Origin of the sequence: Pedobacter sp., from assembly GCF_040513095.1 — a bacterium.
GTDB lineage: Bacteria > Bacteroidota > Bacteroidia > Sphingobacteriales > Sphingobacteriaceae > Pedobacter.
The window spans coordinates 25,748-49,536 of record NZ_JBEVDX010000178.1 but is presented as its reverse complement, the minus strand read 5'-3'; the positions used below and the strand labels follow the sequence as shown (position 1 = coordinate 49,536).

The window sequence follows — 23,789 nt, the reverse complement described above, 5'->3', positions numbered from 1 at the left end:
TGAAGACTAGTTTAAACGTAATATACCACCTTTTAGGCTATAGAACTCCTTATCAGGATATTCTTCCTGTAATAATTCCCCCGCAATAACACTCCTGACACCAGAATGGCAGAAAAGAACGACCTTATCTTTCTCCAGGGCAGGCACCTTTTTCCTGATTTCGGACAAGGGAACACGGATATGATCAAAGGGCGCTAAAGGCAGCTCTGCAAGCTCACGTACGTCAATAATCTCATAATCTTCATCAAGCATGATCTCCCTGAATTCGCCGGCAGTCAATTCCTGCACGCCCGAAACACCTGTTCTGATTCCGCAGAACCAGTTGTAGTCTGTTTCCATGAAAGCATCCAGGTCTGGAGGCAGGATACTTTCTTCCGCTTCGGCAGAAGTAAGGTTTACCTTGTAAGTGTGGTTGGTGTATAAATTATAGATAAGCATCTGGTTGACCAGCGGCTCACCGATCCCCGAAATCAGCTTGATTGCTTCACTGGCCTGCATTGTTCCGATAATCCCGGGCAATACGCCCAGTACTCCGGCTTCGGCACAATTGAGCACTTCTCCGGGTTGCGGAGGATTTGGAAAAATATCCCGGTAGTTTACTTTCCTGCCACTGGCATCGCTCACATTAAAGACTGCTACCTGGCCTTCTGACTCAGAAAGGGCACCATAAACGAGGGGAAGGTTAAGTAATGCACAGGCATCATTAACCATGTACCGGGTAGGAAAATTATCAGAGCCATCGATCACGATATCAAATTTACTCATGATCAGTGCGGCGTTCTGGTTGCTCAGCTGCAGCGGATATGAAATGATCTGGATATCCGGATTGAACAGGCTGAGTTTCTCTGCGGCACAATCGGCCTTTAAACGCCCGACATCTGCTACGCTGTATAAGATCTGCCGGTGCAGGTTGCTCAGTTCCACCGTATCATGGTCTACTATGCCCAGTGTGCCTACTCCCGCTGCAGCAAGATACTGCAGGATCGGGCAACCAAGTCCTCCGGCACCTATGACTAAAACCTTTGCGTTGAAGAGTTTTTGCTGACCGGCAGGGCCGAAGCCTTTTAATATCATCTGACGCCCGTAACGCGCTTTACCTTTAATCTCCATCTTAACCTCCTGAAAACGGCGGCATCAGCGCCACGGTCATACCATCTGTTAAAAGCTTGTTTCCATGAATAATCTCCTGGTTAACCGCAATCTGGTACTTGATCTGCGCTAAGCCCGGATACTGAGCGGATAAACGACGGGTCACTGAATCGGTATCGGCCACATCCTCCAGCTGGAGAACGCTCTGACCCAGCAACTCTGTCAACCGTCCGAATAATAATATCTTTATGTTCATTGTTTAATATTCCTCTTTCAGGTACTTTATTTTTTTCATTCCAGCCCTGCTGCGTCTGGACAATGCTACTTAAATGATCAGTTTTATCATTATCAGCTGACGGACAGCTGGAACGCCATTTACTCTGGAAAAATGTAAACCTTTACCTTTGACCCTGCAGCAAAAACTGTTTCGGCCTCAGGCAGTTCTATCATACAGTTTGCCTGTGCAAATGAACTCATTCTAAAGGATTCCTGAGCGCTGAGGGGAGTAACATTTCCGTCATTAAATTGTGCCTTGAGGAAATGGGTTAACCCGGCTGACTTGGTGCATTCGTGGGTTAGCACTGCTTCCTGCGTTTTTAAACTGCCTGATGGCTGACCCTCTGCTGAACTGTTGCTTCTGTAGTCCATCATTTTTTCCAGTGCCGGCAATACATACTGATAAAAACAGCTGAGCACGGATGAAGGGTTACCAGGCAGTCCGAATACGATCTGTTTGCTGGTTTTACCAAAATAAAGCGGTTTACCGGGTTTCTGCTTAACCTTATGGAAGATCTGTTTCACTTCCGAGGCTTCAGCGGCCCTGAGTACAAAATCGTAATCGCCTACACTTACACCGCCGGTAAGAAGTACCACGTCGTTCACCGATAAGGCCTCTTTTAAGACAGCCGTAAGCTCGTCAAGTTTATCATCAGCACTGTAATAGTTGATTTTGGTAACCTGTGCCAGTTCAAGCGCTGCGGTCAGTGAATAGGAATTGGATTCGTATACCTGCCCGAATGCGAGTTCTGCGCCCGGTTTCTTCAATTCTTTCCCTGTTACAATAATCGCAACAGAGGGTGTGAGGCATACTTCTACTTCGGTAACACCAATGCCGGCAAGGAAACCCAAAGCGGCCGGTGTAAGTTTGCACCCTTTCTGCATTGCCAGTGTGCCTGCTGCAGCCTCTGCACCTTTTTTACGGACATTCAAACCCAGCGAAAGCTGATCATCAAGAATGGTCAGAATGCCATTATTAACTTCTACCTTTTCCTGCATTACCACCGTATCTGCGCCCTGAGGCAGTGGTGCACCGGTAAAGATCCGCGATGCATTTTCCGGCAGCAGGGTAAACTGATGGTCTGCACCGGCCTGCATCTCGCCGTTGATCGCTAAAGGAAGGAGACGCTCATCGAAGCGGATGGCGTAGCCGTCCATGGAGGATTGCTCAAAAGCTGGAATATCTATCTTTGCATAAACATCTGCCCCCAGCGTAGCGCCCGCAGCCATGGCTAAAGGCATAAGGTGTAAGGGCATTGGAACAACCTGTTCCTGTATCAGTAATTTGGCTTCTTGTACGGAGATCATAACAGTAATTGTAGATACAGATTTATTTGAACGATTTCATTCAGGGAATTAACCCCCGATGGTGATCATGCTTCTATTGTGGATGGTATGGGCTTCAATATTTTCAAATAACCCGGAAAACTGGCCTCCGAGTGCTTTGGCCTTGCTGCCGATACATTGATGGATCAGCGGCAATACGTCCTCTCCCATTCTCAGCGGGCCCAGCAGATCTGTTTCTGCTTCTGAGAAAAGACAGTTTTTTAGTTTACCGTCGGCCGTTAAGCGCATACGGTTACAGGTAGAACAAAACGGCGCACTCATGGTACTGATGACAGCGAATGAACCTGCATGCCCTTTTACCTGGTAATGTTTTGCAGTATCGTTAGGGCCGCCCGGAAGATCTGTGTATTCATAACGGGTAGCTACGAGGTTGAGGATATCTTCCAGGGATACTACCTGGTTGCTCGTCCAGCGGTTTCCGGCAAATGGCATAAACTCTATGAAACGGATCTCTATGGGCTGATCTTTTGTCCAGCCGATGAAATCGACGATCTCCATATCGTTGAGGCCTTTCATGACCACCACATTGATCTTAACCCCGATATTGTTTTGGAGCAGTAAACCGATATTGTCTTTTACCTGCTGAAAGATGTTCCTGCGGGTAATAATCTGGAACTTATCTGCCTGAAGCGTATCCAGACTGATGTTAACTGATTTAATGCCTGCTTCCAGGAAAACATTGATGAAATCATGCACCCGCGCACCATTGGTTGTGAGGGAAAGATCTATATTCATCCTGCCCAGTGCCAGAATGATCTGTGCAGCATCTTTGCGGACCAGCGGCTCTCCGCCGGTAAGGCGAATCTTATTTACACCCTGCTCTACAAAAGTTCTGGCCAGTATTTCAATTTCTGAGGCCTGCATCAGCTTGGATGCCTGTGTAAATTCATACTCTTCTTCGGGCATACAGTAAAAACAGCGCAGGTTACAGTTATCTGTAAGCGAAATGCGCAGGTAATTATGTATCCGGTTGTAAGAGTCTTTTATCATTTTAAATTTATTTGAGTCGTTTATCAGCGCTGTCATTCCGGGAGTTAATCTTATCAAAAGATCAGCAACCGGTCAGGAAATCAGCTTTTGATAATCCTCCAAAGTATCAATATCAACTTCCCCTTTTTCAAAAGGCAGGGAAGCAACTTGTGTTTCGTATTTTTTTATCAGCATCCTGGCTCCTTCTGCCCCTTTCAGCGCGAGTAAATCTTCAAAATGCTGTTTGCTGAAGAATACAGGCGTACCTAAAGTATCCCCGTATGCACTGGCAACAATACTTTTGCCGGAGCTTTCTGCTGCATCAAGCAAAGCGTTGAGTACTGAGGCGGTCAGAAAAGGCTGATCACAAACGGTAAGAATTACACCATCAAGCTCAGTATGAGCTGTCAAAGCTGATAAGCCCGCCCTGATCGATGAACTCATTCCTTCTTCCCATCCTTCATTATAAACAACCCGGACCCCCGAAGGTTCAACATCTTTTGCAATCGCTGCATGCTTCTCCCCTAAGATAACAACAACTATCCCATCTCTGGTACTTTTAGCTGCCTCAATTGTGCGGGCAAGCAAACTTTTATGCTGATATGACAATAGCTGCTTTGGCTGCCCAAGTCTTGAAGAGGATCCCGCAGCAAGGATGACTATGCCGGTTTTCAGGATTGCACTCATAGATCAATAATATTTCTTTCACGGGGATGCTTGTGGATTGGCTCCTGCTTGTCCCTTAGCGAATAGCCCGATGTACGGCTAAGGACTTTTTTGATCTCCGCAGCAATGGATAAGGCAATCTCTTCTGCAGTTTCTGCTGCAAGATCAAGCCCTACCGGACCAAATATACTACTGAGCTGTGCAATGCTGAGGATAATGCCCTCTTCGCCAAGTTCAGTGATCATCCGTTCCAATTTCTTCTTTGGCCCCAGACTACCGATATAACAAAGCTGATCCTGTTTTACCAGCTGTTTCAGCAAGGCGAGATCATAGTTGTAATTGTGCGTCATCAGCACAAAAACTGTCTGGTCATCTATAGAAACCTGAGCAAGCACGCCATCGGGTTTAGCAACAATCACTTTATCAGCATGTGGAAAACGCTGCAGATTGGCATGTGTAGCCCGACCATCCACTATTGTGGTATGCCAGCCCAAAATACGTGCGATTCCTGCAAGCGGGAAGGCATCATTGCCCGCACCGGCAATCACGAGTGAAACCGGAGGCCTGATGAATTCTACAAATGCAGTAAGCAGATGTTCTCCAAACAGGTAATCGCTGATAAACGATTTTTTGGTCAGCAATGCATGATTTGCATCTGCCAGCAGCTCCTGCCCATATTGTGCTGCAGCTATATGTTCTGAAACAGCGGTATCAGGCAGTACCAGCAAACAGGTTCCGGGAACGGTCAGTTGCGGCTGCGATAAGGAAAACAGGGTAACCAGTACCCCTTCCTGGCGTTTGGCAGACAATTCCTGGAGCAAGGTTACCGGATGGATATCCTGTTCAGGGTTAATCGGTTCAAAAAGAATATGTACGATGCCATTGCAGCCCAGCTGTACGCCAAACTTGGCATCGTCCTCGTCGGAGGTATCATAGGTGACCAGCTTGTTCTGCTGCTGATTGATTACCAGCAACGCTTTACGCAGGGCATCGCCTTCGAGGCAGCCCCCACTGATTGCACCAGTTAACATCCCGTCATCGGTTACCAGCATCCTGGCCCCGGGGCGGCGGTAAGAAGAACCTTCAACATGGACTACTGTAGCCAGTGCCATCCTCTTACCTTCCCTTGATGCGATGGTGTAAGCTGCTATGATATCAAGGATTTCTTTCATTATCTGTTCTTTCTCTGATAGGTTTTCTCTAAGGATAGCTGATCTCAATCGGTACGCTTTCCTGGTTTTTATCTTCTGCCGCGATCTGTAACACTTTGTCCATCGTGATCGGCAGGTTACGTACCCTTACCCCTGTGGCATGGAAAACTGCATTCGCAATAGCCGGGGCAACGGCAATAATCCCGATCTCTCCCACTCCCTTAATTCCGAGTGGGTTTACAAGGTTATCATTCTCTTCTACAAAGATAACATCAATTTCATTTATATCCTTATTTACAGCTACGTGATATTCTGCAAGGCTGTGGTTCATAAAACGCCCGAACTGGTTATCCAGAACACTTTCTTCTTCCAGCGCTTTGCTTATTCCCCAGACAACCGAACCCAAAATCTGACTTGTGGCTGTTTTTGGATTGAGTATTTTTCCTGCTGCTACCGCACATACTACCCGGGTAACAATGACTGTACCGAGATCTGCATCTACCTTCACCTCTGCAAAAACCGCAGCGTGGGAATTGAATGAGTGGGTTTTCTTTGCCTTTGGATCAGGACCGGACATGGCTGTTTCAAGGATGCTGTTTACACCAGATAAACGCATTACTTCGATAATGGAGAGGCGGGCCGAGGGATTGCTGATGAGCGATATATGACCATGGTCTACAGCGAAATCTTTAATGCTGGCACGCTTAAACGGCGTATCCTTTAATTTGCGGGCCATTTCAAACAGCTTTGTTTTCAGCTCTTCGCAGACTGCCTTAACTGCAGAGCCTACAGAAGCTGCAGTCCATGAACCACCTTCGAGCGGTGCCATAGGCATCTTTGTATCGCCCAGCTGAAAGGTTACATCATCAAGGTCGAGCCCCAGTGTTTCTGCCCCGATCTGGGTCATGATCGTATAGGTTCCGGTACCGATATCCGAAGTTCCGCTGCTTAAGATCAGCTTGCCGTCAGCACTGAGTATTGCCTGCGCTTTGGCCGGCATCATCAGGGCATCCCAGGCACCATTGGCCATTCCCCAACCTACCAGCTGGTTGCCGTCGCGCATTGTTCCCGGCTCAACAGGCCTGTTTTCCCAGCCAAATTTGGCGGCGCCCTGATCGTAACATGCCCGGAGTTCCTTGCTTGAATAAGGTTTTCCTTCTACCTGGTCTTCTTCGGCATAGTTGATACGCCTGAACTCCAGGGGATCCATTTTTATCTCATAAGCCATTTCGTCGATTGCACTTTCAAAGGCGTGGGCACTTGTTACGGCTCCCGGCGCACGCATATCCGTTGGCGTGGCTACATCGAGTTTTACGAGTTCGTATTTCAGTTTTACGTTTTCGCAGTTGTACATGGTGCCCGACCAGTTGGCGACGATCTCCGTGTAGTCCTCGTAAGTAGAGGTTTCTCCAAAGGCAGCATGCTGGATTGAGGTAAGTTTTCCATCCGGGCTTGCGCTCATTGCGATGCGCTGCACACTTCCGGGACGGTGCCCGAAGGAGAACATCTGCTGACGCGTTAAGACCAGGCGGATATTTCTTCTCAACTCAAGAGAGGCTAAGGTTGCCAGGAAAACATTGTATTTGGGACGCAGTCCGATACCAAACGCACCTCCTACAAATGGAGATACTACGCGTACATTTTCCATCTTTAAACCAAAAACATTGCTGATGTACATCTGTACATTACTTACACCCTGTGTTTTATCATAAAGGGTAATTTTTCCGTCCTCTTCCCAGATGGCGGTTGTAGCAAGCATTTCCAGGGGATTGTGGTGTTCTGCAGCATGGACGTACTCGCCCTGTATTTTATATTCTGCATTGCGGTAAGCCTTTTCGGCATTGCCGCGGCTTTTGGGCTGTACATATCCGATTTTACCCATCGGGGCTTCTTTGGAATGGTCAAGCTCTCCCTGCAGATTGGTCACATGAGGATTTTCCCTGTAGGTAATTTCTACCAGTGAGGCCGCCAGACGTGCAATTTCAAAGGTTTCTGCTACCACCAGACCGATAGGCTGCATGCTGAACAGTATTTTATTGCTGCCAAGTGGCCTGAATGGCGTTCCTGCAGTGGAGTCCATATCTTTGTATTTGCTGTTGAACCAGGTTAGGCCCGAAACATTCTCATGGGTAAATACGGAGATTACACCCTTGATGCCCATGGCTGCGCTGGTATCGATACTCAGGATTTCGCCGCTGGCGATATCGCTGTTGAGCACGTAACCGTAGAGTAAACCTTCGGCAGGAAACTCTGCTGCATATTTTGCTTTGCCGGTAACTTTCAGCGGACCGTCAACACGGCTGGCCGACTGACCTGTATATTTGGTATTCATCGTTGTTTAGGTTAAAGGTTCATACTATGCGACAGGTTCAGTCACCGCGGTTGTTAATGCTCTTACAATTGCACGCCTGGCCAGTTCTATTTTAAAAGTATTGTGTCCGTATCCTATGCCACCGGATAAAACGCTATCTGCAAATGCCCGGAAGTTCTCTGCCGTAGCCATCTGCCCGTTGAGCTGCTCTTCTGCAACTTTATCACGCCATGGTTTATGGGCTACCCCACCAAGTGCCACATGTGCTTCTTTGATCAGGTCGCCATCCATTTCCAGTGCTACTGCTACTGAAACCAGGGCAAAAGCATAAGATTGCCTGTCGCGCAGTTTCAAATAAGCTACGTTCGTTTTGAACTGTTTTTGAGGAAGGTCGATTGAAGTAATCAGATCACCATATTCGAGGTTGTTATCCAGATGTGGTGTATCGCCCGGTAAACGGTGCAGATCTGCGAAATCAATTGTACGTTCTCCGTGCAGGCCGGTAATATTTACGGTTGCATCCAGTGCTGTAAGGGCTACACACATATCTGAAGGATGGGTAGCAATGCAATGTTCACTGGTGCCAAGTATAGCATGGATACGGTTAAAGCCGTTTAAAGCTGAACAGCCAGTGCCCGGTTCCCTTTTATTACAGGGCGTTGCCAGATCATAAAAATAATAACAGCGGGTACGTTGTAATGGATTACCGCCATTGGTAGCCATGTTCCTGAGCTGCGGGGATGCGCCTGCGAGAATTGCTTTGGATAAGAGCGGGTAATCCCGTTCTACCGATTCATTCCATGCGGTATCTGCATTGGTAACCAAAGCCCCAAGGCGTAATCCGCCTTCTGACAGCGGTTCTATTTTTGCAAGATCCAGCCTGTTGATATCAATGATATGCTCCGGCTGCTCTACGCTTTCTTTCATGAGGTCGAACAGGTTGGTTCCGCCTGCTACAAATTTAGCTTCGGACTGCCTTGCCACCTGACTTACAGCTTCTGCGGGCGCGGTTGCCCTGATATACGAAAAACTATTCATGAGTCGCTCCTCCTTCTGCCTGCAGTAATGCTTCTTCTATTTCTGTTTCTACTATTGAGTCATCAGCTTCAGCATCGTCTTCAACCGGGCTGATAGCTTCAATGCCTGAAAATTTCATCTGCATCTTTGCTGCTGCAGCGTCGTCTTTGACTTGCATAATAGCTTCATTGATGTGTGAATAGGCACCACAGCGGCAAATATTACCGCTCATCAGTTCTTTTACATCAGCTAAAGATTTCGCTTTGCCTTCATTCATCAGGCCTATGGCCGAACAGATCTGGCCCGGTGTGCAGTAACCGCACTGGAAAGCATCGTTGTCGATAAACGCCTGCTGCAGCGGATGGAGTTCATCGCCGCTGGCAATCCCCTCGATAGTAACGATCTCCGCACCATCTTTCATCACGGCCATAGTAAGGCAGGAGTTGATCCTTTTGCCGTCAACCAGGACTGTACATGCGCCGCATTGGCCATGATCACATCCTTTCTTGGTTCCGGTTAAATGGAGGTGTTCGCGCAGGGTGTCCAATAGACTTACCCAGGGCTGAAGTTTAAGGTTATGCTGCTGCCCATTGATAGTAAGGCTCACAGGAATAGCTTCCGGCAGCTGCAGGTTAGGTGCTGAATTTTTCATAGTAAAACATTCTTAACGCTGCAACAGGCAGTATTTTGAAATGTTTTCCTTAAATCGGCAGCAGTACTAATTTAAAAGGAATATAAATAACTTACATACGGTAGCGCAGCGAAACTGACCTGCCTAAGGCCTGTGCGAAATCAGGCTCAATGGTAACGTCCCCATCCTGTTGTACCCATATTTTACTGATATCTTTTGATAATGTAATAGATGAACCATTTAAGATGATTTTTAATTCTGCAGTGTCCTTATTGATCTCTGCCCCATTTAAAATCTCATACACATAGTCAGTGTCTTTATACGTAATACGCATCTTCAATCCCATATTCTTCTCCTTGCCCCAAAGGTAAATTAAAACTCCTATAACTTGGAGTTTTTGTTTTTATTGCTTCAAAAAGGTGTTGAACAAGGTTTTTGGATAAAAAAAGCGGTTCTGCCCATATGGCCAGAACCGCGAAATCATCATTCATAAATACAGGCAGATTGTCTGCAGCCTGTAGTAAGCATGGATATTATTTATCAGCCGGTAATCCGTAGAACTGATTGAACAGCAACTTGAATGTGCCGTGCGACTGCCCCCTGAAGGTAATCTCAGGACCGAAAGTATACAGTTTACCGGCACCAACCTGAGCAACAAAGCCTGCTACGCCGTCTTTGAGGTACGACTGTCCCCAGGCCCAGCCACTGCGAAGCGGCTTATCCGTAGGGAACCAGAGGATAGGTTGTACTCCTTTTTTTGAAGCATCATCATCCAGTTTAAATACCGGACTGTTGTCGAAGTTCACATCTACATCTGCAGGCATGCCCCAGGCAGCCGGAACTGTTGAATCAACACTTGCGTGAAGGATACTTCCAGGGATGTAATATTTAGTACCCGGCAGTGGTTTATTGCTCTCTTTATCCACTAAAGCATTGTGTACCGGAAGTCCAAGATGATAAGCAAGGTTAGAACTGCTGCCAATGGTTACAATAGAACCACCTGCCTCAAGGAAAGATCTCAACTGGGGGATAGACTTTTCAGGAGTGATTTTACCCAGCATTTTCTGAAATGCAACAGGTGTATCTTCTGCCTTTGGCATACGGTCATAGAACATACTGTTAGACCTGGGCTCGCCGCCTACAGGTGGAATAGCGCGGGTAACAAATACAATAACATCGTACTTACTGTTCAGGTTACCTGCATCGATGTCCTGAGGATAGACAATGCTGTAGTCAAAATGGTTCTGCTCCATCAGCCAGCGCAACCATCCCGATGGGATAGATCCACCGTACTGATCCCAGAGGCCAATGCGAAGCGAAGTGATTTTTTTGGCATCCTTAGGCATCTCATCTGCTGCCAGAACTTTTACGCCGAGACCGGCATCAGCCTTGTCTAGCACTGCTTTTGCCGCAGCTCCCGCCGGGATATAAAACGTACCTGTTTCGCTAAGGCCGCCTGCACCTTTTGGTACACGGTAGACTTCTACTCCAGCTTTCAGCAGATCATTTGCTACACTAAATGAGTTGTTCACCTGGGCACTCAGCAAATAACCTTTGCCTGAAGAAGGGATAACCTCTTTTGGAGGAACCTGAATCTGTCCGTAAGGAATTTTCACGAAGGGACCGCCAAAGTTATTGAGCACACGGTCAAATTTTACGCCCATCTGGAAGGCCAGTGTCCATCCTGCAGCATCATAAGGCCTGATCGGAGGGCCTCCCGGATAAAGAAAATCATTAGGGTGATCCTGTGGTTCAAACATATCCAGCACATGCGGACGGAAAGCCTGATCAGTTTTCACGATGTATGAACCGGCAGGATAGTTAATACCTTCAACGCTAAAGCTTGAAGTAGCTTTCTGCACACTGATGCCTGATTTGATCAGGGCATTGAGGAACTTGATCGCTGTAGGGAAATCCGGCTGATCGGCAGAGAGGATATACCCCCTTGGATCACGCAGCAAAGGATTTTTCAGTACTGCATCATAATATTTCATCGGGATATCTGACCCGCGGGTCATCCAGCCCATCGGATCCCCTGCGGAACCGGCATTATCGCCTGTACTTTTCTGGTCGTTTTTGTAGGCCTGGGTAATGGCATCGGTACGTTTCGGCGAGATCGTCCAGTAATCTTTGCTTCCCCTGTCGATAGAGTTTTTACCCATCTTGTAGATGTTGTACAGCACTTCGTCACGCTGGCGCGCCGCGTAATCAAATACAGAATAGTTCAACGATACGGAGTAGTCGATAGACTGGCGGAAGTGCCATACATCCTGCGGTAAAACAGGGTTTGGCGTTGCTCCGTTGGGTACCAGGCGGGCAGGTACTACAGGGATCTTCTCAGGTGTAGGATTACCGATGATCTCTGTAAGCAAACCGATCATGTTGTGGAACTGTGTTGTAGTACGCAATCCTCCGTTGTACCAGGTAGAGAAACTTGAACCTGTTAAACGGGTATATCCCGGTTTGTTCTCCACATTAAGCCTGCTGTACATGGCTGCACCCAGGGCATCAATACCGGTGATCATCAATGGATCAAACACATAATTGAAGGGATCGCGGTACGGAGGGCCGGCAAGCACTGATCCCTCGGGACCTCTCTGGTGGTGATTGTACATGATCTGAGGAAACCATTCTAGGAAGAGCTGTTTACTCATGTTGGTAGCTTCTTTGGTGTTCATCATGTAATAATCACGGTTGTTATCGTGACCGATGTATTTTTCGTACAGTGTTGGAATTTCGGTGTTCCTTTTCAGGGGATCGGCATCTTTCATATACCAGTTAGACACCAGTTCCATTCCATCAGGGTTGGCATGGGTAAACAGGACAATCACATTGTCGAGAATGCGCATATTTTCCGGGTCCTTACGGTTGATCAGCTGATACATGGTTTCGATCAGCTGCGCTGCGCCCACCACTTCTGTAGCATGCAGGCCTCCATCAATCCATACTACTGCTTTTCCTTTTGCTGCCAGTGTAAGTGCCTGCTGGTTGGTCAGACCTTCGGCGCGGGCAAGCTTCTGGGCAATGTCTTTGTACATCGCCAGGTTTTTGATGTTCTCCGGCGAAGAAACTACCATCATATACTCATGGCGCCCTTCTTCGGTAAGGCCGATGTCTACCAGTTTTGTTCTGGGAGATGCCGCCAGCTTTTTGTAATAGGCAACAGTCTGGGTGTAATTGGCCAGTTTATAATCGTCTCCGATGTTGAAGCCGAAATGTTCCTTTGGAGAAGGTACGCTTTGTCCGGGATACTTCGGCTGCTTGTAGCCGTCAGTGGTTTTGGTAACCAGTGGCTTCTTCGGAGCAGGTGTAGTCTGCGCATTCGCCAGCGATGCTGTAACGAGCAGTACTGCACTGAGCATCCAGGGAAGCCTGGTATTTAAAAATGCTTTCATATTTCGTTGGTTTTAGGTTCTTGTGGTTGGTTGAGGTTTGAATCAGTTTTTGCCGGTGCTTTTATTTTCTGTAATCCAGTGCAGGTTTTCTATCGCCCAGCAAAGCCTCATATTTATAGTCGGGCCCCTTTCTTTCGTTGAATTCTTTAGTTGCTGCTTTCAGTACCTCAGGTGTCTTGAAAAGGTCGTACGCTGATAATGCAATGGTTTTGGCAGCAATCATCATCCCTTTCTGGCCAATCGTATTGCCTGCTGCGGCAACATTCTGCCAGCTGTGGCCGGATGAACCGGGAACAAAGGTAGCGGTTGACAAACCTGCTGTTGGAGTTGCCCAGCTGACGTCGCCCACATCGGATGATGCTCCACCTGCTGCGTTCTTCAACTCTACAGTGAATGGCTCTACTACAGCTGTGCTTGCCAGCGATGGCTGTTTACTGCCCTGTAAGGTAGCCTGTATTTTTTCTGCAAAAGCTTTTTCTTCAGTGTTATAGGTGAATCCGCCTACCAGACGCAGGTTTTTATCCATTACGGCAGACAAAGGCACATTGGCCAGCATGTTGTATGTACCGCCGATTACTTCGTAACTCATTGTTGTGCCGGTACCCAGAGCCGCACCTTCTGCTGCCTTCACCAGTCTTGCCCATACATCTTTCACTACCTGCATATCCGGGTTCCTCACGTAATAATAGACTTCTGCAAATGCAGGAACAACGTTTGGTGCTTCGCCGCCTCGGGTGATCACATAATGCACACGGGTATCTGAAGGGATATGCTCGCGCATCATGTTCACCATATTGTCCATCGCTTCTACTGCATCCAGTGCAGAACGGCCTTTGTCCGGCGCTGCCGAAGCATGTGCAGAAATGCCTTTGAACCTGAATTTAGCACTTTTATTGGCTAACCATGGTGAGATACTTGCCGAATTGGAGTTTCCGGGATGCCAGTGCAAGGTAGCATCCACATCGTTGAACAATCCTGCTCGAACCAGGTAAACTTTTCCTGAACCGCCTTCTTCTGCCGGGCAGCCCATGAGTTTAAGGGTACCTTTGGTTCCGCTTTGCGCCATCCAGTCTTTTACTGCTATGGCCGCAGCTACCGATGCTGTACCGAAAAGGTTATGTCCGCAGCCGTGACCGGCCTTGCCCCCTGCAGTTTCCTGAAAGGGGTTTTCGGTTTGTGAGATGCCCGGTAAGGCATCGTACTCTGCCAGGATTGCAATTACCGGTTTTCCTGAACCATAGGTAGCTACAAAAGCCGTTGGAATATCTGCTACGCCCTTTTCAAGTTTAAAACCGGCCTGCTCAAGCTGTGTTTCCAGCAATGCCGAGCTTTTCTCTTCCTGGTATCCCATTTCTGCATATCCCCAGATATCTTTGGAAATCTTATTGTATACCGGTGTTTTTGCATCCAGCGCAGCGATCAGTTTCTTTTTATCGGCATTCTGCGCGAAAACGCTGACAGATAAGCCCAGTGCCATACTGAGTAATGTTATTTTTTTCATTGCATTATTTTGGTTCATACTTTTCATTGTCTATAACTAACACTCTGAATAGCCGCTTGCTTTGCTGCATGGTCCTTCAAACCATGGTTAAGGCCTGGAAGTGGCTGTGCAGAACTACTTCCTGTAATCCAGCGGTGGCTTTCTGTCGCCAAGCATCGCCTCGTATTTAAAATCTGTGCCTCTTCTTTCTGCAAATTCTTTTTCAGCAGTTTTCAGCACTGCCGGGTTGTTGAACAGATCATATGCAGAAAGCGCGAGTGTTTTTGCAGCGATCATCATGCCTTTGGCACCAATGCTGGTTCCTGCTGCGGCAACGTTCTGCCAGCTGTGCCCTGCAGATCCGGGAACGAAGGTAGCGGTAGATAATCCTGTTGTAGGTACTGTCCAGCTCACATCGCTCACATCTGATGAGCCGTGTACATCCTCTTTCTCAAATGCCTGTACCTGCGCTGTGGAAGCAAGATCAGGGTGTTTGGGATCTACGAAGGTCGTTTGTATCTTTTCTGCCCAGGCTTTCTCTTCAGGTGTGTAGGTAAATCCGCCTACGATCCTCAGATTGGCATCCATCACTTTTGCCATGGCCAGGTTTGGCAGCATGTTGTATACTCCTCCGGTGATCTCTACTTCCATCTTAGTGCCGGTGCCCATAGCGGCTCCTTCAGCGGCTTTGACTACTCTCGCCCAGACATCCTTTACTACCTGTTTATCCTGGTTACGCACATAATAATAGACTTCTGCAAAAGCAGGAACTACGTTTGGTGCTTCGCCACCATGGGTGATCACATAATGTACCCGTGTATCAGATGGGATATGCTCTCTCATCATATTGACCATATTGTCCATCGCTTCCACTGCATCCAGTGCGGAGCGGCCTTTTTCCGGTGCTCCTGAAGCATGCGAAGAAATTCCCCTGAACCTGAATTTGCCGCTGATGTTGGCCAGGGTATTGAATGTACCTGCCGAATTTACATTTCCGGGGTGCCAGTGCAATGTAGCATCAACATCGCTGAAGAGGCCTGCACGTACCATATATACTTTACCTGATCCGCCTTCTTCTGCCGGGCAGCCCATTAATTTGATGGTTCCTGATTTGCCGGAGCCCTTCAGCCATTCGCTAACTGCTATTGCTGCAGCGGTAGAGGCTGTACCAAACAGGTTGTGACCGCAGCCATGGCCTGCTTTACCCCCATTGCTTTCCTGAAAAGGATTTCCTGTCTGGGAGATCCCCGGCAGGGCATCATATTCTGCCAGAATGGCGATTACAGGTTTTCCTGAACCATATGTAGCCACAAAAGCTGTAGGAATATCTGCTACGCCTTTGGTGATCGTGAAACCGGACTTCTCCAGTTCGCTTTCCAGCAGGGCTGAACTCTTTACTTCCTGATAACCCACTTCCTCGAAGCCCCAGATATCTTTGGCAACTTTGGTATATTCATCAGTTTTAGCTGTAAGGGAACTGAGGATCTTTTTTTTATCAGCGTTTTGCGCGAAAACGCTGGCAGATAAGCCCAGTGCCAAACTGATTAATGTGATATTTTTCATGGCAATATTTTGGTTAGTTAAGTAACTTTCTGATCATAAGATGGGGTTTAAACATAAAAGCGCTGTCTGTCTCCCCGCCTGGAATGGCTGCAGAAAACAGAAAGCGCTATCAAATGATGTTATTTCTTCTGGCCGTACAGTTCGTTGAACAGCATTTTGAAGGTAGAGTGCGACTGGCCCCTGAAAGTGATTTCTGGTCCGAAAGCATACAGTTTACCTTTTCCTACAGGTGCTTCAAATGCAGCTACGCCATCTTTGAGGTACGCTTGTCCCCATGCCCATCCGCTATGCAGCGGCGTAGCGGTAGGGAACCATGCCAGTGGTTTGATGCCTTTTGCTTCGGCACCAGCTTCCAGTTTGAATACAGGGCTGCGGTCAAAAAGTACATCATTCTGATCTGTCATACCCCAGTTGGACGGTTGTTTGGTATCAAGGCTTACGGTTAACAAACTTCCCGGAATATAGTATTTGGTGCCCGGAAGTGGTTTATCCTTACCGTCTTTTCCTGCTTCTACCAGTTGATTTTTAACCGGTAAACCCAGGTGGTAAGCCAGGTTTGTACTGGTACCGATGGTTACGATATTACCGCCCGCTTCGAGGAACTTTTTGAGCATAGGTACTGACTTCGCAATGGAAACCTTACCTACCCATGGCTGGAATTCTGCTGGTACATCTTCTGCTTTGGGCATCCTGTCGAAATAACGGCTTGAAGCTGCCGGTTTATCAGACATCGGTACAATACCGGTAACCAGGATGATTGCATCGAATTTTTTATTCAGGTCGCCCGCATCTACTTCATTCGGGTAAATCATAGTATAGCCATAATGGTATTGCTCCATCAGCCAGCGTACCCAGCCTGCAGGAATGGAACCTCCGTACACATCTACGATCGCTATGCGTGAAGGACTGATTTTAGTTAATCCTGAAGGTTTTGACGTTGCAGAGCTGACCATCAGTCCGTAATCAGCTGCAGATTTGCTAAGGACAGTCTTAGCAGCTGCTGATGCAGGAACATAGAAGTCGCCTGTTGTACCGGTAGTTGGACGGTATACTTCTGCACCGGCTTTCAGCAGGTCGTTCACTGCGATAAATGCGTTGTTTTGTTTAGGGCTGATGGTGTACCCGGTTTTTGCCGATGCGATACTTAATTTAGGCGCAAGCTGGATCTCTCCGTAAGGAACCTGTTTGAAATCTCCTGTAACTTCGCTCATGGCCCTGTCAAACTTCACTCCCATCTGGAACGCCAATGTCCATCCGGCAGCATCATAAGGCCTGATCGGAGGCCCGCCTTCGTAGGCGAAATCATTAGGGTGATCCTGTGGTTCAAACATATCGATCACGTGCGGGCGGAAAGCCTGGGCAGTGGATACGACATAAGATCCGCCCGGATAGGTTTTGCCTTCAGAAGTGAAGGTTGAAGTAGCTTTCTCTACGCGGATACCTGAACGGATCAGTGAGTTGATAAACCTTACTGCTGTTGGGAAATCTGACTGGTTTGCAGGAATAATATAGGCCCTTGCATCACGCAGTTCAGGTTTTTTCATCACTGCATCAAAGTATTTTGCGGGGATACCGCTTTCGCTGCCAAAAGAGAATTCGCCTTCGCTTTTTTCTCCGCCGGTATCTTTTTTATCCTTGTTATAGGCATCTTTGATGGCCTGTACATATTTAGGATAGAATGTCCAGTGGTCTTCGTGTCCGCGTGCGATGGAGTTCTGTCCCATCTGGTAAATATTATATAACAGGTTGCTGCGGTTACGCGAAGCATAATCCAGTACGCCATAGTTCAGGGATACTGAATAATCGATCGACTGACGGAAATGCCATTTTTGAGGAACAACCGGGTTTGGCGTAGCTCCGTTAGGGATCAGACGGTCGGGCACCAGGGCGATATCTTCTGGAGTTGGTCCGCCGATAATCTCGGTAAGCAGGCCCACCATGTTGTGGAAATAGGGTGTTGTACGCAGTCCGCCGTTCCACCAGGTAGAAAACTGGGAGCCGTTACGCTGGGTGTAACCCGGTTTATTTTCTGTATTGAGGCGGTTGTTCATTGCTGCACCTACACCGTCAATGCTGGTAACGATCAGCGGATCGAACACGTAGTTGAATGGATCGCGGTATGGAGGACCTGCAAGGACTGAACCCTCAGGGCCACGCTGATGGTGGTTGTACATGATCTGCGGGATCCATTCTACAAACAGCTGGTTGCTGATGTTCTGGCTTTCCTTCATGTTCATCATATAGAAATCACGGTTATTATCGTGTCCTACGTATTTTTCATAGACACGCGGAATATCAAGTTTACGCTTTAAAGTATCTGCATTGCGCATGTACCAGTTACTAACGAGTTCCTGGCCATCAGGATTGGCTTGTGCCAGAAGGATGATGTCATTGTTGAGGATGGTCATCGTTTCTTCATCGGTACGTGTAACCAGCTGGTACATCGTTTCGATCAGCTGATGCGCACCTACAGTTTCTGTAGCGTGCAATCCACCGTCAATCCATACAATAGCTTTACCTTTTGCAGCAAGCTTTTTCGCCTCTGCCGGGCTAAGGTTCTCTGCATGGGCAAGCTTGCGGGAAATATCTTTGTACTCAGCCAGCTTTTTGATATTCTCCGGTGAAGAAACAATCAGCATCCATTGGTGGCGCCCTTCTTCAGTCATCCCGATATCAACCAGCCTGGTACGCGGCGAGGCCGCTAATTTTTTGTAATATGCTTCCGCCTGGGTGTAGGTGGTTAGCTTGTAATCATCCCCGATATTGAAACCAAAATGTTCTTTTGGTGAAGGAATGGATTGCGCACTGGCTAAGCCTGCTGTACACAGCAAAGCCAGGGTAAACATTTTGCTAAATTTGTTGTACATATTCTCCATTTTTACGTGTTATTTATTTACTACGCCAGCCTCTGCCAACAAGACCAGCAGGGATTGCTGGATACCCAGATATCCCTTTTTATCATTTAAAAACCATTCGTTTAAAGCATGGTAGTTACCCGATTCGCCTCCTGAGCCGATTGTGATACCGGGTACCCCCAATGAGATAGGGATGTTGGAGTTTGCCGATCCAACGCCCAGTGTAGGGTTTGCACCAAGGAATTTCATGGCCGCCATTGCATGCTGCACCAGCGGTTGCCTGGGATCGCTGCCTCCGGCAGGGCGGTCGCCAATAGATCTTACCTCCACAGTAAGGTTCCTGCCCATTTTTTTGATTGCATTTTCTTCTGCCAGAGCTTTCTGCACTGCTTTACGCAGCAGTGTATCCATGGCGTTTAACCGTTCCGGATTCTCTGAGCGCATATCTACTTCCATCCAGGATTCAAAAGGAATGGAATTTACTGATGTACCACCACCGATTACGCCCACGCTGAAAGTGACCCTGATGCCTGCCGTAGCCGCAAATGCATTGCCCGATTCGTCCCAGTACTGCATGGCACGGCCTAAAGCATTGTGCGGATTGCCGATACCGAATGCGCCAGAGGAATGGCCTCCGGGACCTCTGAAGGTTACCCTGTAACGGTGCGAGCCCAGTCCGCGGTGAGTTGTGTGCCCATATCCGGTTCCGTCAAAAGCAATATAGGAATCGATCTTGCCAGGTCCTGAAGCGCTGAACAGGTTTCTTACCCCCCTCAGGTCTCCCTGGCCTTCTTCGCCGGTGGTTCCGATAAACAAAACATCTGCATCGGTCTGGATACCGGTCTGCTTCATCGCTTTTACAACAGTTAGCAATGCTGCCAGTCCCCTGGTATCATCGCTCACACCTGGAGCATACAGCGTATCTCCTTTGAAGGTAACTTTGGTATCGGTCCCATCAGGAAATACGGTGTCTAGATGGCCTTCAAGTACTACTTTCTTTTTACCTGTTTTGCCTTTGCGCAGGCCTATTACATTGCCTGCGGTGTCTGTCCAGATAGAATCCACACCGGCGGCTTTGAGCAGTTCAGCGAATTTCAGTCCCCTTGCTGTTTCTTTATATGGCGGTGCAGGGATCTCTGTGAGGGTCACATGATTGCTCATCGTTTCCTTTTCCAGGTTGACAATTGTCTGCAAAGCCTTCTTCACTACGGCTTTATTCGTGATTTTAGTGATATCAGCGCTATACTGCGGAGCTATAGGCGCTGTTTTAGGTTTTTCTTCCTGCGCATGTGCAGACATTATGTGGAACACTGCGCAAAAAACCGGTATAATCAGTTTTTTCATCCTTATTATTTTGCAGCTAAACCTGCTTCAGAAAGCAGGACCAGCAGTGACTGTTGAATCCCGAGGTAACCTTTATCATTTAAAAACCACTCATTGAGTGAATGTGCATTGCCTGCTTTTCCGCCCTGACCGATGGTCATTCCCGGTACTCCTTTTGCAAATGCAATGTTTGAATCCGTTGAGGCTACACCCAGTTTAGGTGTACCACCAAGATAAGCGATTGAAGCCATCATGTGCTGAACTAACGGAATTGTTGCAGGGTTGCCACCTGCAGGGCGGTCGCCAATCAGTCTGATATCTACCGTAAGATCTTTACCAGCTTTTTTTATTGCATTTTCCTCTGCCAGTGCTTTACTGATAGCCGCCTTTAACAGTGCATCCATGGCATTCAGCCGTTCAGGATTTTCTGAACGCATGTCTACTTCCATCCATGAAGCGAAAGGAATGGAATTAACCGAAGTCCCACCTCCGATTACGCCCACACTAAATGTTACCCTGGTACCCGGAGTGGCTGCATAGGCATTGCCTGATTCATCCCAGTAGTGCATGGCACGACCGAGCGCATTGTGCGGATTGCCGATCCCGAAAGCACCCGAAGAGTGACCGCCCGGACCTTTGAAAGTGACGCGGTAACGGTGTGAACCAAGACCGCGGTGTACAATACCTTCTGTTCCTGATCCATCAATAGCGATAAATGAATCAATCTTTCCCGGGCCTGCAGCACTGAAAAGATTTTTTACCCCCCTCAAATCTCCCTGCCCTTCCTCGCCGGTTGCGCCAACAAAGATGACATCTGCATCAGTTTGTATACCTGTTTGTTTCATCACCTTTGCGATGGTAAGTACTACTGACAATGATCGTGTATCATCGCCGATTCCCGGCGCACACAAGGTATCGCCTTTGTATTTTACTGTAACGTCAGTCCCTTCAGGAAAAACGGTATCCATGTGCGCTTCCAGTATCACACGCTTTTTGCGGGTACGTCCTTTACGAAGTGCCAGTACATTTCCTGCTGTATCAGTCCATACAGAATCTACTCCTGCAGCGGTAATCATCTCTGCAAATTTAGCTGCCCTTTTTGCCTCTTTATAGGGAGGTGAAGGGATTTCGGTTAAGAGCACATGGTTGCTCATGGTTTCTTTTTCGAGATCAAGGATTTGCTGCATGGCTTTTTTTACCAGTGGTGCCGCAGCGATCTTTTTAATCTCAGCAGTATACTTTTTGTCAATCGCAACAGGTGCTGACTGTTCGCTCTCCTGAGCATTTACCATTCCTGCACATCCTGTGAGCAGTAAAGCGAACAATATATTTTTTTTATTTATGACCATTTTAATTTCTGTAGTAAGGTTTGATTCTATGGCTTAGCCGAATGCTCAGTGTACATAGTAAGGGATAACCGGTCATTGCTGACTGGTTATCCTGTAGTTGAAAAAGATGGTTACTGACTTTTAAAGCGTACTCCTGTACGGGTATCTCCCGGTTCGCCGCGTGATTCATCAGCAAGGTTGGTAAACCAGGCTGCGACACGGCGGCCGTCTGAAAGGTTGACCACAAACTTGAAGAGGAAATAATCATTTACAGCAACGGAACTTAAACTGATCCCGTTCAGTGCAGCCAGTTGCGCAGCGGTAAAAGTATAAGTTTTAGGGAATGTAGTTACCGTTTCGTACAGCACATCTGTAGTGGTGATGTTTCCGGGAATAGGAAACTGCGCAATATTTGGATACTGGTTACCCGGTGAGGAGATCACGATTGGGTAAGCAGGCACACTTGCCTCAGCCTTGTTGAAACTCCTGTATACCTCTATTGAGGTTACACTTGCATATCCCGAGCCTTCCCAGTTGAGGGTAAAGGACATCCGTTCATTGGCAAGGTTGGCGTCCTTAAGGTTGAAGAAAGAAACTTTTGCGTTCTGACGGGTAGGCAATGCTGATAGCGCAGTATCTATTCTTACCGTAGGAACAGCTGTGTACGTATAATCTTCCCATTCATAATGGACTTTTTTACATGCACCTAACCCCAGCAAACAGATGCATGATATGGACAGTATAAGATTTTTCATATATTCTTTTTATTTGGTAATAGTTTGATTAGTTTATTTATCCCAAAACACTGGTGTAACCTGTTGTGCAACCTGTAATGCGCTGCCGTTTGCACCGAATGATGTATTTGCAGATAACTCTGTCTGAGAATAATAAAGACGCAGTGGAAAGGTGCTCAGCGGAGATAAGAGATCACGTAAAACCGGCAAACCTGTTCTTCTGTAATCATTATATGATTCCATACCGTTACCAAAAGTTGCGATATATTTCTGTGTCATCACCAGGTTGAGTTTGCCTGCAGCTGTTGCCGCATCATACTGTGCCAGGAGTTTGGCTACCGTTCCGGTGATACTTGCAGCTGGTATAGCTACGCCATTGTTGGCAACGGCATATGTGCTGATACTGTTTAAGCTGGCTGTAACCCCGTCACTGAACTGAACTCTTGCATCGTCTCCTGTTGCCAGTGTTAAGGCCGCTTCTGCCCTGATAAATTTCACCATCGCATTGGTAATAAAGGGCAGCACTCCTGCTCCGGTTCCGTCTGTTACTGCTATGGTTTTAGGTGTTGCGGTTGCACCAACATTGGTTAGGTATAAGTTTGCTCCCGTCAGACTGTTGATTGGCGCATTGTCATACAGACCACCTGCAGGATAAATTCCGAAATCAGCCCTGCGGGCCAAATCTGCCGGGGCAGCTGTACCATCACCAGGGTTACGTCCGTAGTAACCATTACTGTTTGTAGAGTTGTTCAAACCAGCAGTAGCCGTTTGCCTGTAGATAAAGTCTCTCAGACGCGGGTCGTCGTTGTTCAGCAGCAGGTCCATGAAGAACTGGTTCTGGTAAAAAGTTTTGGACGACTGGTATTCTACCCTGTGCCATGGGTGACGGTTATTGGGATTTTGGCCTGAACCAAATTTAAAGGTAAAATCTGTTGTATTGGCACTGATCAGTGAACCGGCTATCAGGGTTTTAATGGCCGCTGCCGATCTTGCAGGATCAACAAGGCGCATCTGGTTATACATTTTCAGTTTCAGTGAATTTGCCATGGCAATCCATGAGGCTTTTGTACCGGCGTAAAATACATCCGAAGTTGCAGGCACCAGGGTAGTTGCAGTAATCTTATTGGCATCTCCAATACCCTCGTCAATCATCGTTAAAAGTTTCTCGTAGATCTCAGCTCCTTTTTCGAGCGGCGGACTTGTAGTGGAGGCCCCATTCTCAGCCTGTGAGTACGGGATATCTCCCCACATATCAACCATCAGACTGTACAGGTATGCTTTCTCAAATTTGGCAATTGCTACGTAACCCCATTGCTGTGATGCAGTTCCGCTGCTGATGATGGACTCAAGGTCGTTCAGTGTCTGACTGTAAAAACCATCCCAGGAGTTGGCATAATCTGTTCCCTGCTGCTGGTAACGGCTGATCGAAGTTGACCACATCGTTTGCTGCATGATGGTGGAGGTACCACTGTTAAGCTGGTACATATTTCCTGCCATGGATATTTCTGTAGAGGGTAAAAGCAGCGTTAACTGTGCTGTTGTAGGGTTATTCGGGTCCTGATTGATGTCTACAAACTTTTTGCAGGCACTACCTGTCAGCAATACACCGGCTAACAGGAACATGTATTTTTTATTTCTCAATTTCATATGTCTA

General features: G+C 47.5%; 18 protein-coding genes. All 18 read right to left on the bottom strand.

From position 1 onward, the window contains the following. Nucleotides 1-6 precede the first annotated feature (6 nt). The 18 genes from ABWY16_RS19815 to ABWY16_RS19730 all read right to left on the bottom strand — a co-directional run bounded on the left by ABWY16_RS19815 (nucleotide 7) and on the right by ABWY16_RS19730 (nucleotide 23,782). Nucleotides 7-1,110, bottom strand: coding sequence for a ThiF family adenylyltransferase (locus ABWY16_RS19815; RefSeq protein WP_353906402.1), 1,104 nt, complete (start codon nucleotides 1,108-1,110; stop codon nucleotides 7-9). Between the two features lies 1 nt (nucleotide 1,111). After that, complete coding sequence (locus ABWY16_RS19810) at nucleotides 1,112-1,345, bottom strand: MoaD/ThiS family protein (protein ID WP_353906401.1); 234 nt, start codon at nucleotides 1,343-1,345, stop codon at nucleotides 1,112-1,114. 119 nt (nucleotides 1,346-1,464) lie between these two features. Then, entirely contained in the window at nucleotides 1,465-2,673 is a 1,209-nt protein-coding gene (locus tag ABWY16_RS19805; protein ID WP_353906400.1) for a molybdopterin molybdotransferase MoeA, read from the bottom strand. Nucleotides 2,674-2,721: 48 nt separating this feature from the next. Next, nucleotides 2,722-3,702: a GTP 3',8-cyclase MoaA gene (moaA, locus tag ABWY16_RS19800; protein WP_353906399.1), complete on the bottom strand. Its 981-nt coding sequence runs from the start codon at nucleotides 3,700-3,702 to the stop codon at nucleotides 2,722-2,724. A 72-nt stretch (nucleotides 3,703-3,774) separates the two neighbouring features. Continuing rightward, the gene (locus tag ABWY16_RS19795) at nucleotides 3,775-4,368 is read right to left on the bottom strand and encodes a nucleotidyltransferase family protein (protein WP_353906398.1); all 594 of its coding nucleotides are present in this window, start codon (nucleotides 4,366-4,368) and stop codon (nucleotides 3,775-3,777) included. Next, the gene (locus ABWY16_RS19790) at nucleotides 4,365-5,519 is read right to left on the bottom strand and encodes an XdhC family protein (protein ID WP_353906397.1); all 1,155 of its coding nucleotides are present in this window, start codon (nucleotides 5,517-5,519) and stop codon (nucleotides 4,365-4,367) included. The genes ABWY16_RS19795 and ABWY16_RS19790 overlap by 4 nt, the downstream gene beginning before the upstream one ends. A gap of 28 nt (nucleotides 5,520-5,547) precedes the next feature. Next, entirely contained in the window at nucleotides 5,548-7,830 is a 2,283-nt protein-coding gene (locus ABWY16_RS19785) for a xanthine dehydrogenase family protein molybdopterin-binding subunit (RefSeq protein WP_353906396.1), read from the bottom strand. A gap of 24 nt (nucleotides 7,831-7,854) precedes the next feature. Continuing rightward, the gene (locus ABWY16_RS19780) at nucleotides 7,855-8,847 is read right to left on the bottom strand and encodes an FAD binding domain-containing protein (protein WP_353906395.1); all 993 of its coding nucleotides are present in this window, start codon (nucleotides 8,845-8,847) and stop codon (nucleotides 7,855-7,857) included. After that, on the bottom strand, nucleotides 8,840-9,478 hold the full coding sequence (locus ABWY16_RS19775; RefSeq protein WP_353906394.1) for a (2Fe-2S)-binding protein: 639 nt from the start codon (nucleotides 9,476-9,478) through the stop codon (nucleotides 8,840-8,842). Before ABWY16_RS19775 ends, ABWY16_RS19780 begins: the two co-directional genes overlap by 8 nt. 91 nt (nucleotides 9,479-9,569) lie before the next feature. Continuing rightward, nucleotides 9,570-9,791, bottom strand: a complete 222-nt coding sequence (locus tag ABWY16_RS19770) for a hypothetical protein (protein ID WP_353906393.1) — start codon at nucleotides 9,789-9,791, stop codon at nucleotides 9,570-9,572. Nucleotides 9,792-9,990: 199 nt separating this feature from the next. Then, the gene (locus ABWY16_RS19765; RefSeq protein ID WP_353906392.1) at nucleotides 9,991-12,852 is read right to left on the bottom strand and encodes a M14 family metallopeptidase; all 2,862 of its coding nucleotides are present in this window, start codon (nucleotides 12,850-12,852) and stop codon (nucleotides 9,991-9,993) included. 61 nt (nucleotides 12,853-12,913) lie between these two features. Beyond that, nucleotides 12,914-14,353: an amidohydrolase gene (locus tag ABWY16_RS19760; protein WP_353906391.1), complete on the bottom strand. Its 1,440-nt coding sequence runs from the start codon at nucleotides 14,351-14,353 to the stop codon at nucleotides 12,914-12,916. 114 nt (nucleotides 14,354-14,467) lie between these two features. Continuing rightward, the gene (locus ABWY16_RS19755) at nucleotides 14,468-15,895 is read right to left on the bottom strand and encodes an amidohydrolase (protein ID WP_353906390.1); all 1,428 of its coding nucleotides are present in this window, start codon (nucleotides 15,893-15,895) and stop codon (nucleotides 14,468-14,470) included. Nucleotides 15,896-16,014: 119 nt separating this feature from the next. Continuing rightward, entirely contained in the window at nucleotides 16,015-18,762 is a 2,748-nt protein-coding gene (locus ABWY16_RS19750; protein WP_353906389.1) for a M14 family metallopeptidase, read from the bottom strand. An 18-nt stretch (nucleotides 18,763-18,780) separates the two neighbouring features. Continuing rightward, entirely contained in the window at nucleotides 18,781-20,094 is a 1,314-nt protein-coding gene (locus tag ABWY16_RS19745; RefSeq protein ID WP_353906388.1) for a M20/M25/M40 family metallo-hydrolase, read from the bottom strand. 5 nt (nucleotides 20,095-20,099) lie between these two features. Next, nucleotides 20,100-21,422, bottom strand: a complete 1,323-nt coding sequence (locus tag ABWY16_RS19740; RefSeq protein WP_353906387.1) for a M20/M25/M40 family metallo-hydrolase — start codon at nucleotides 21,420-21,422, stop codon at nucleotides 20,100-20,102. A gap of 110 nt (nucleotides 21,423-21,532) precedes the next feature. Continuing rightward, complete coding sequence (locus ABWY16_RS19735; RefSeq protein ID WP_353906386.1) at nucleotides 21,533-22,156, bottom strand: hypothetical protein; 624 nt, start codon at nucleotides 22,154-22,156, stop codon at nucleotides 21,533-21,535. Between the two features lie 33 nt (nucleotides 22,157-22,189). Further along, a complete protein-coding gene (locus tag ABWY16_RS19730; protein WP_353906385.1) occupies nucleotides 22,190-23,782 on the bottom strand; it encodes a SusD/RagB family nutrient-binding outer membrane lipoprotein in 1,593 nt (530 codons plus the stop codon). Nucleotides 23,783-23,789 lie beyond the last annotated feature (7 nt).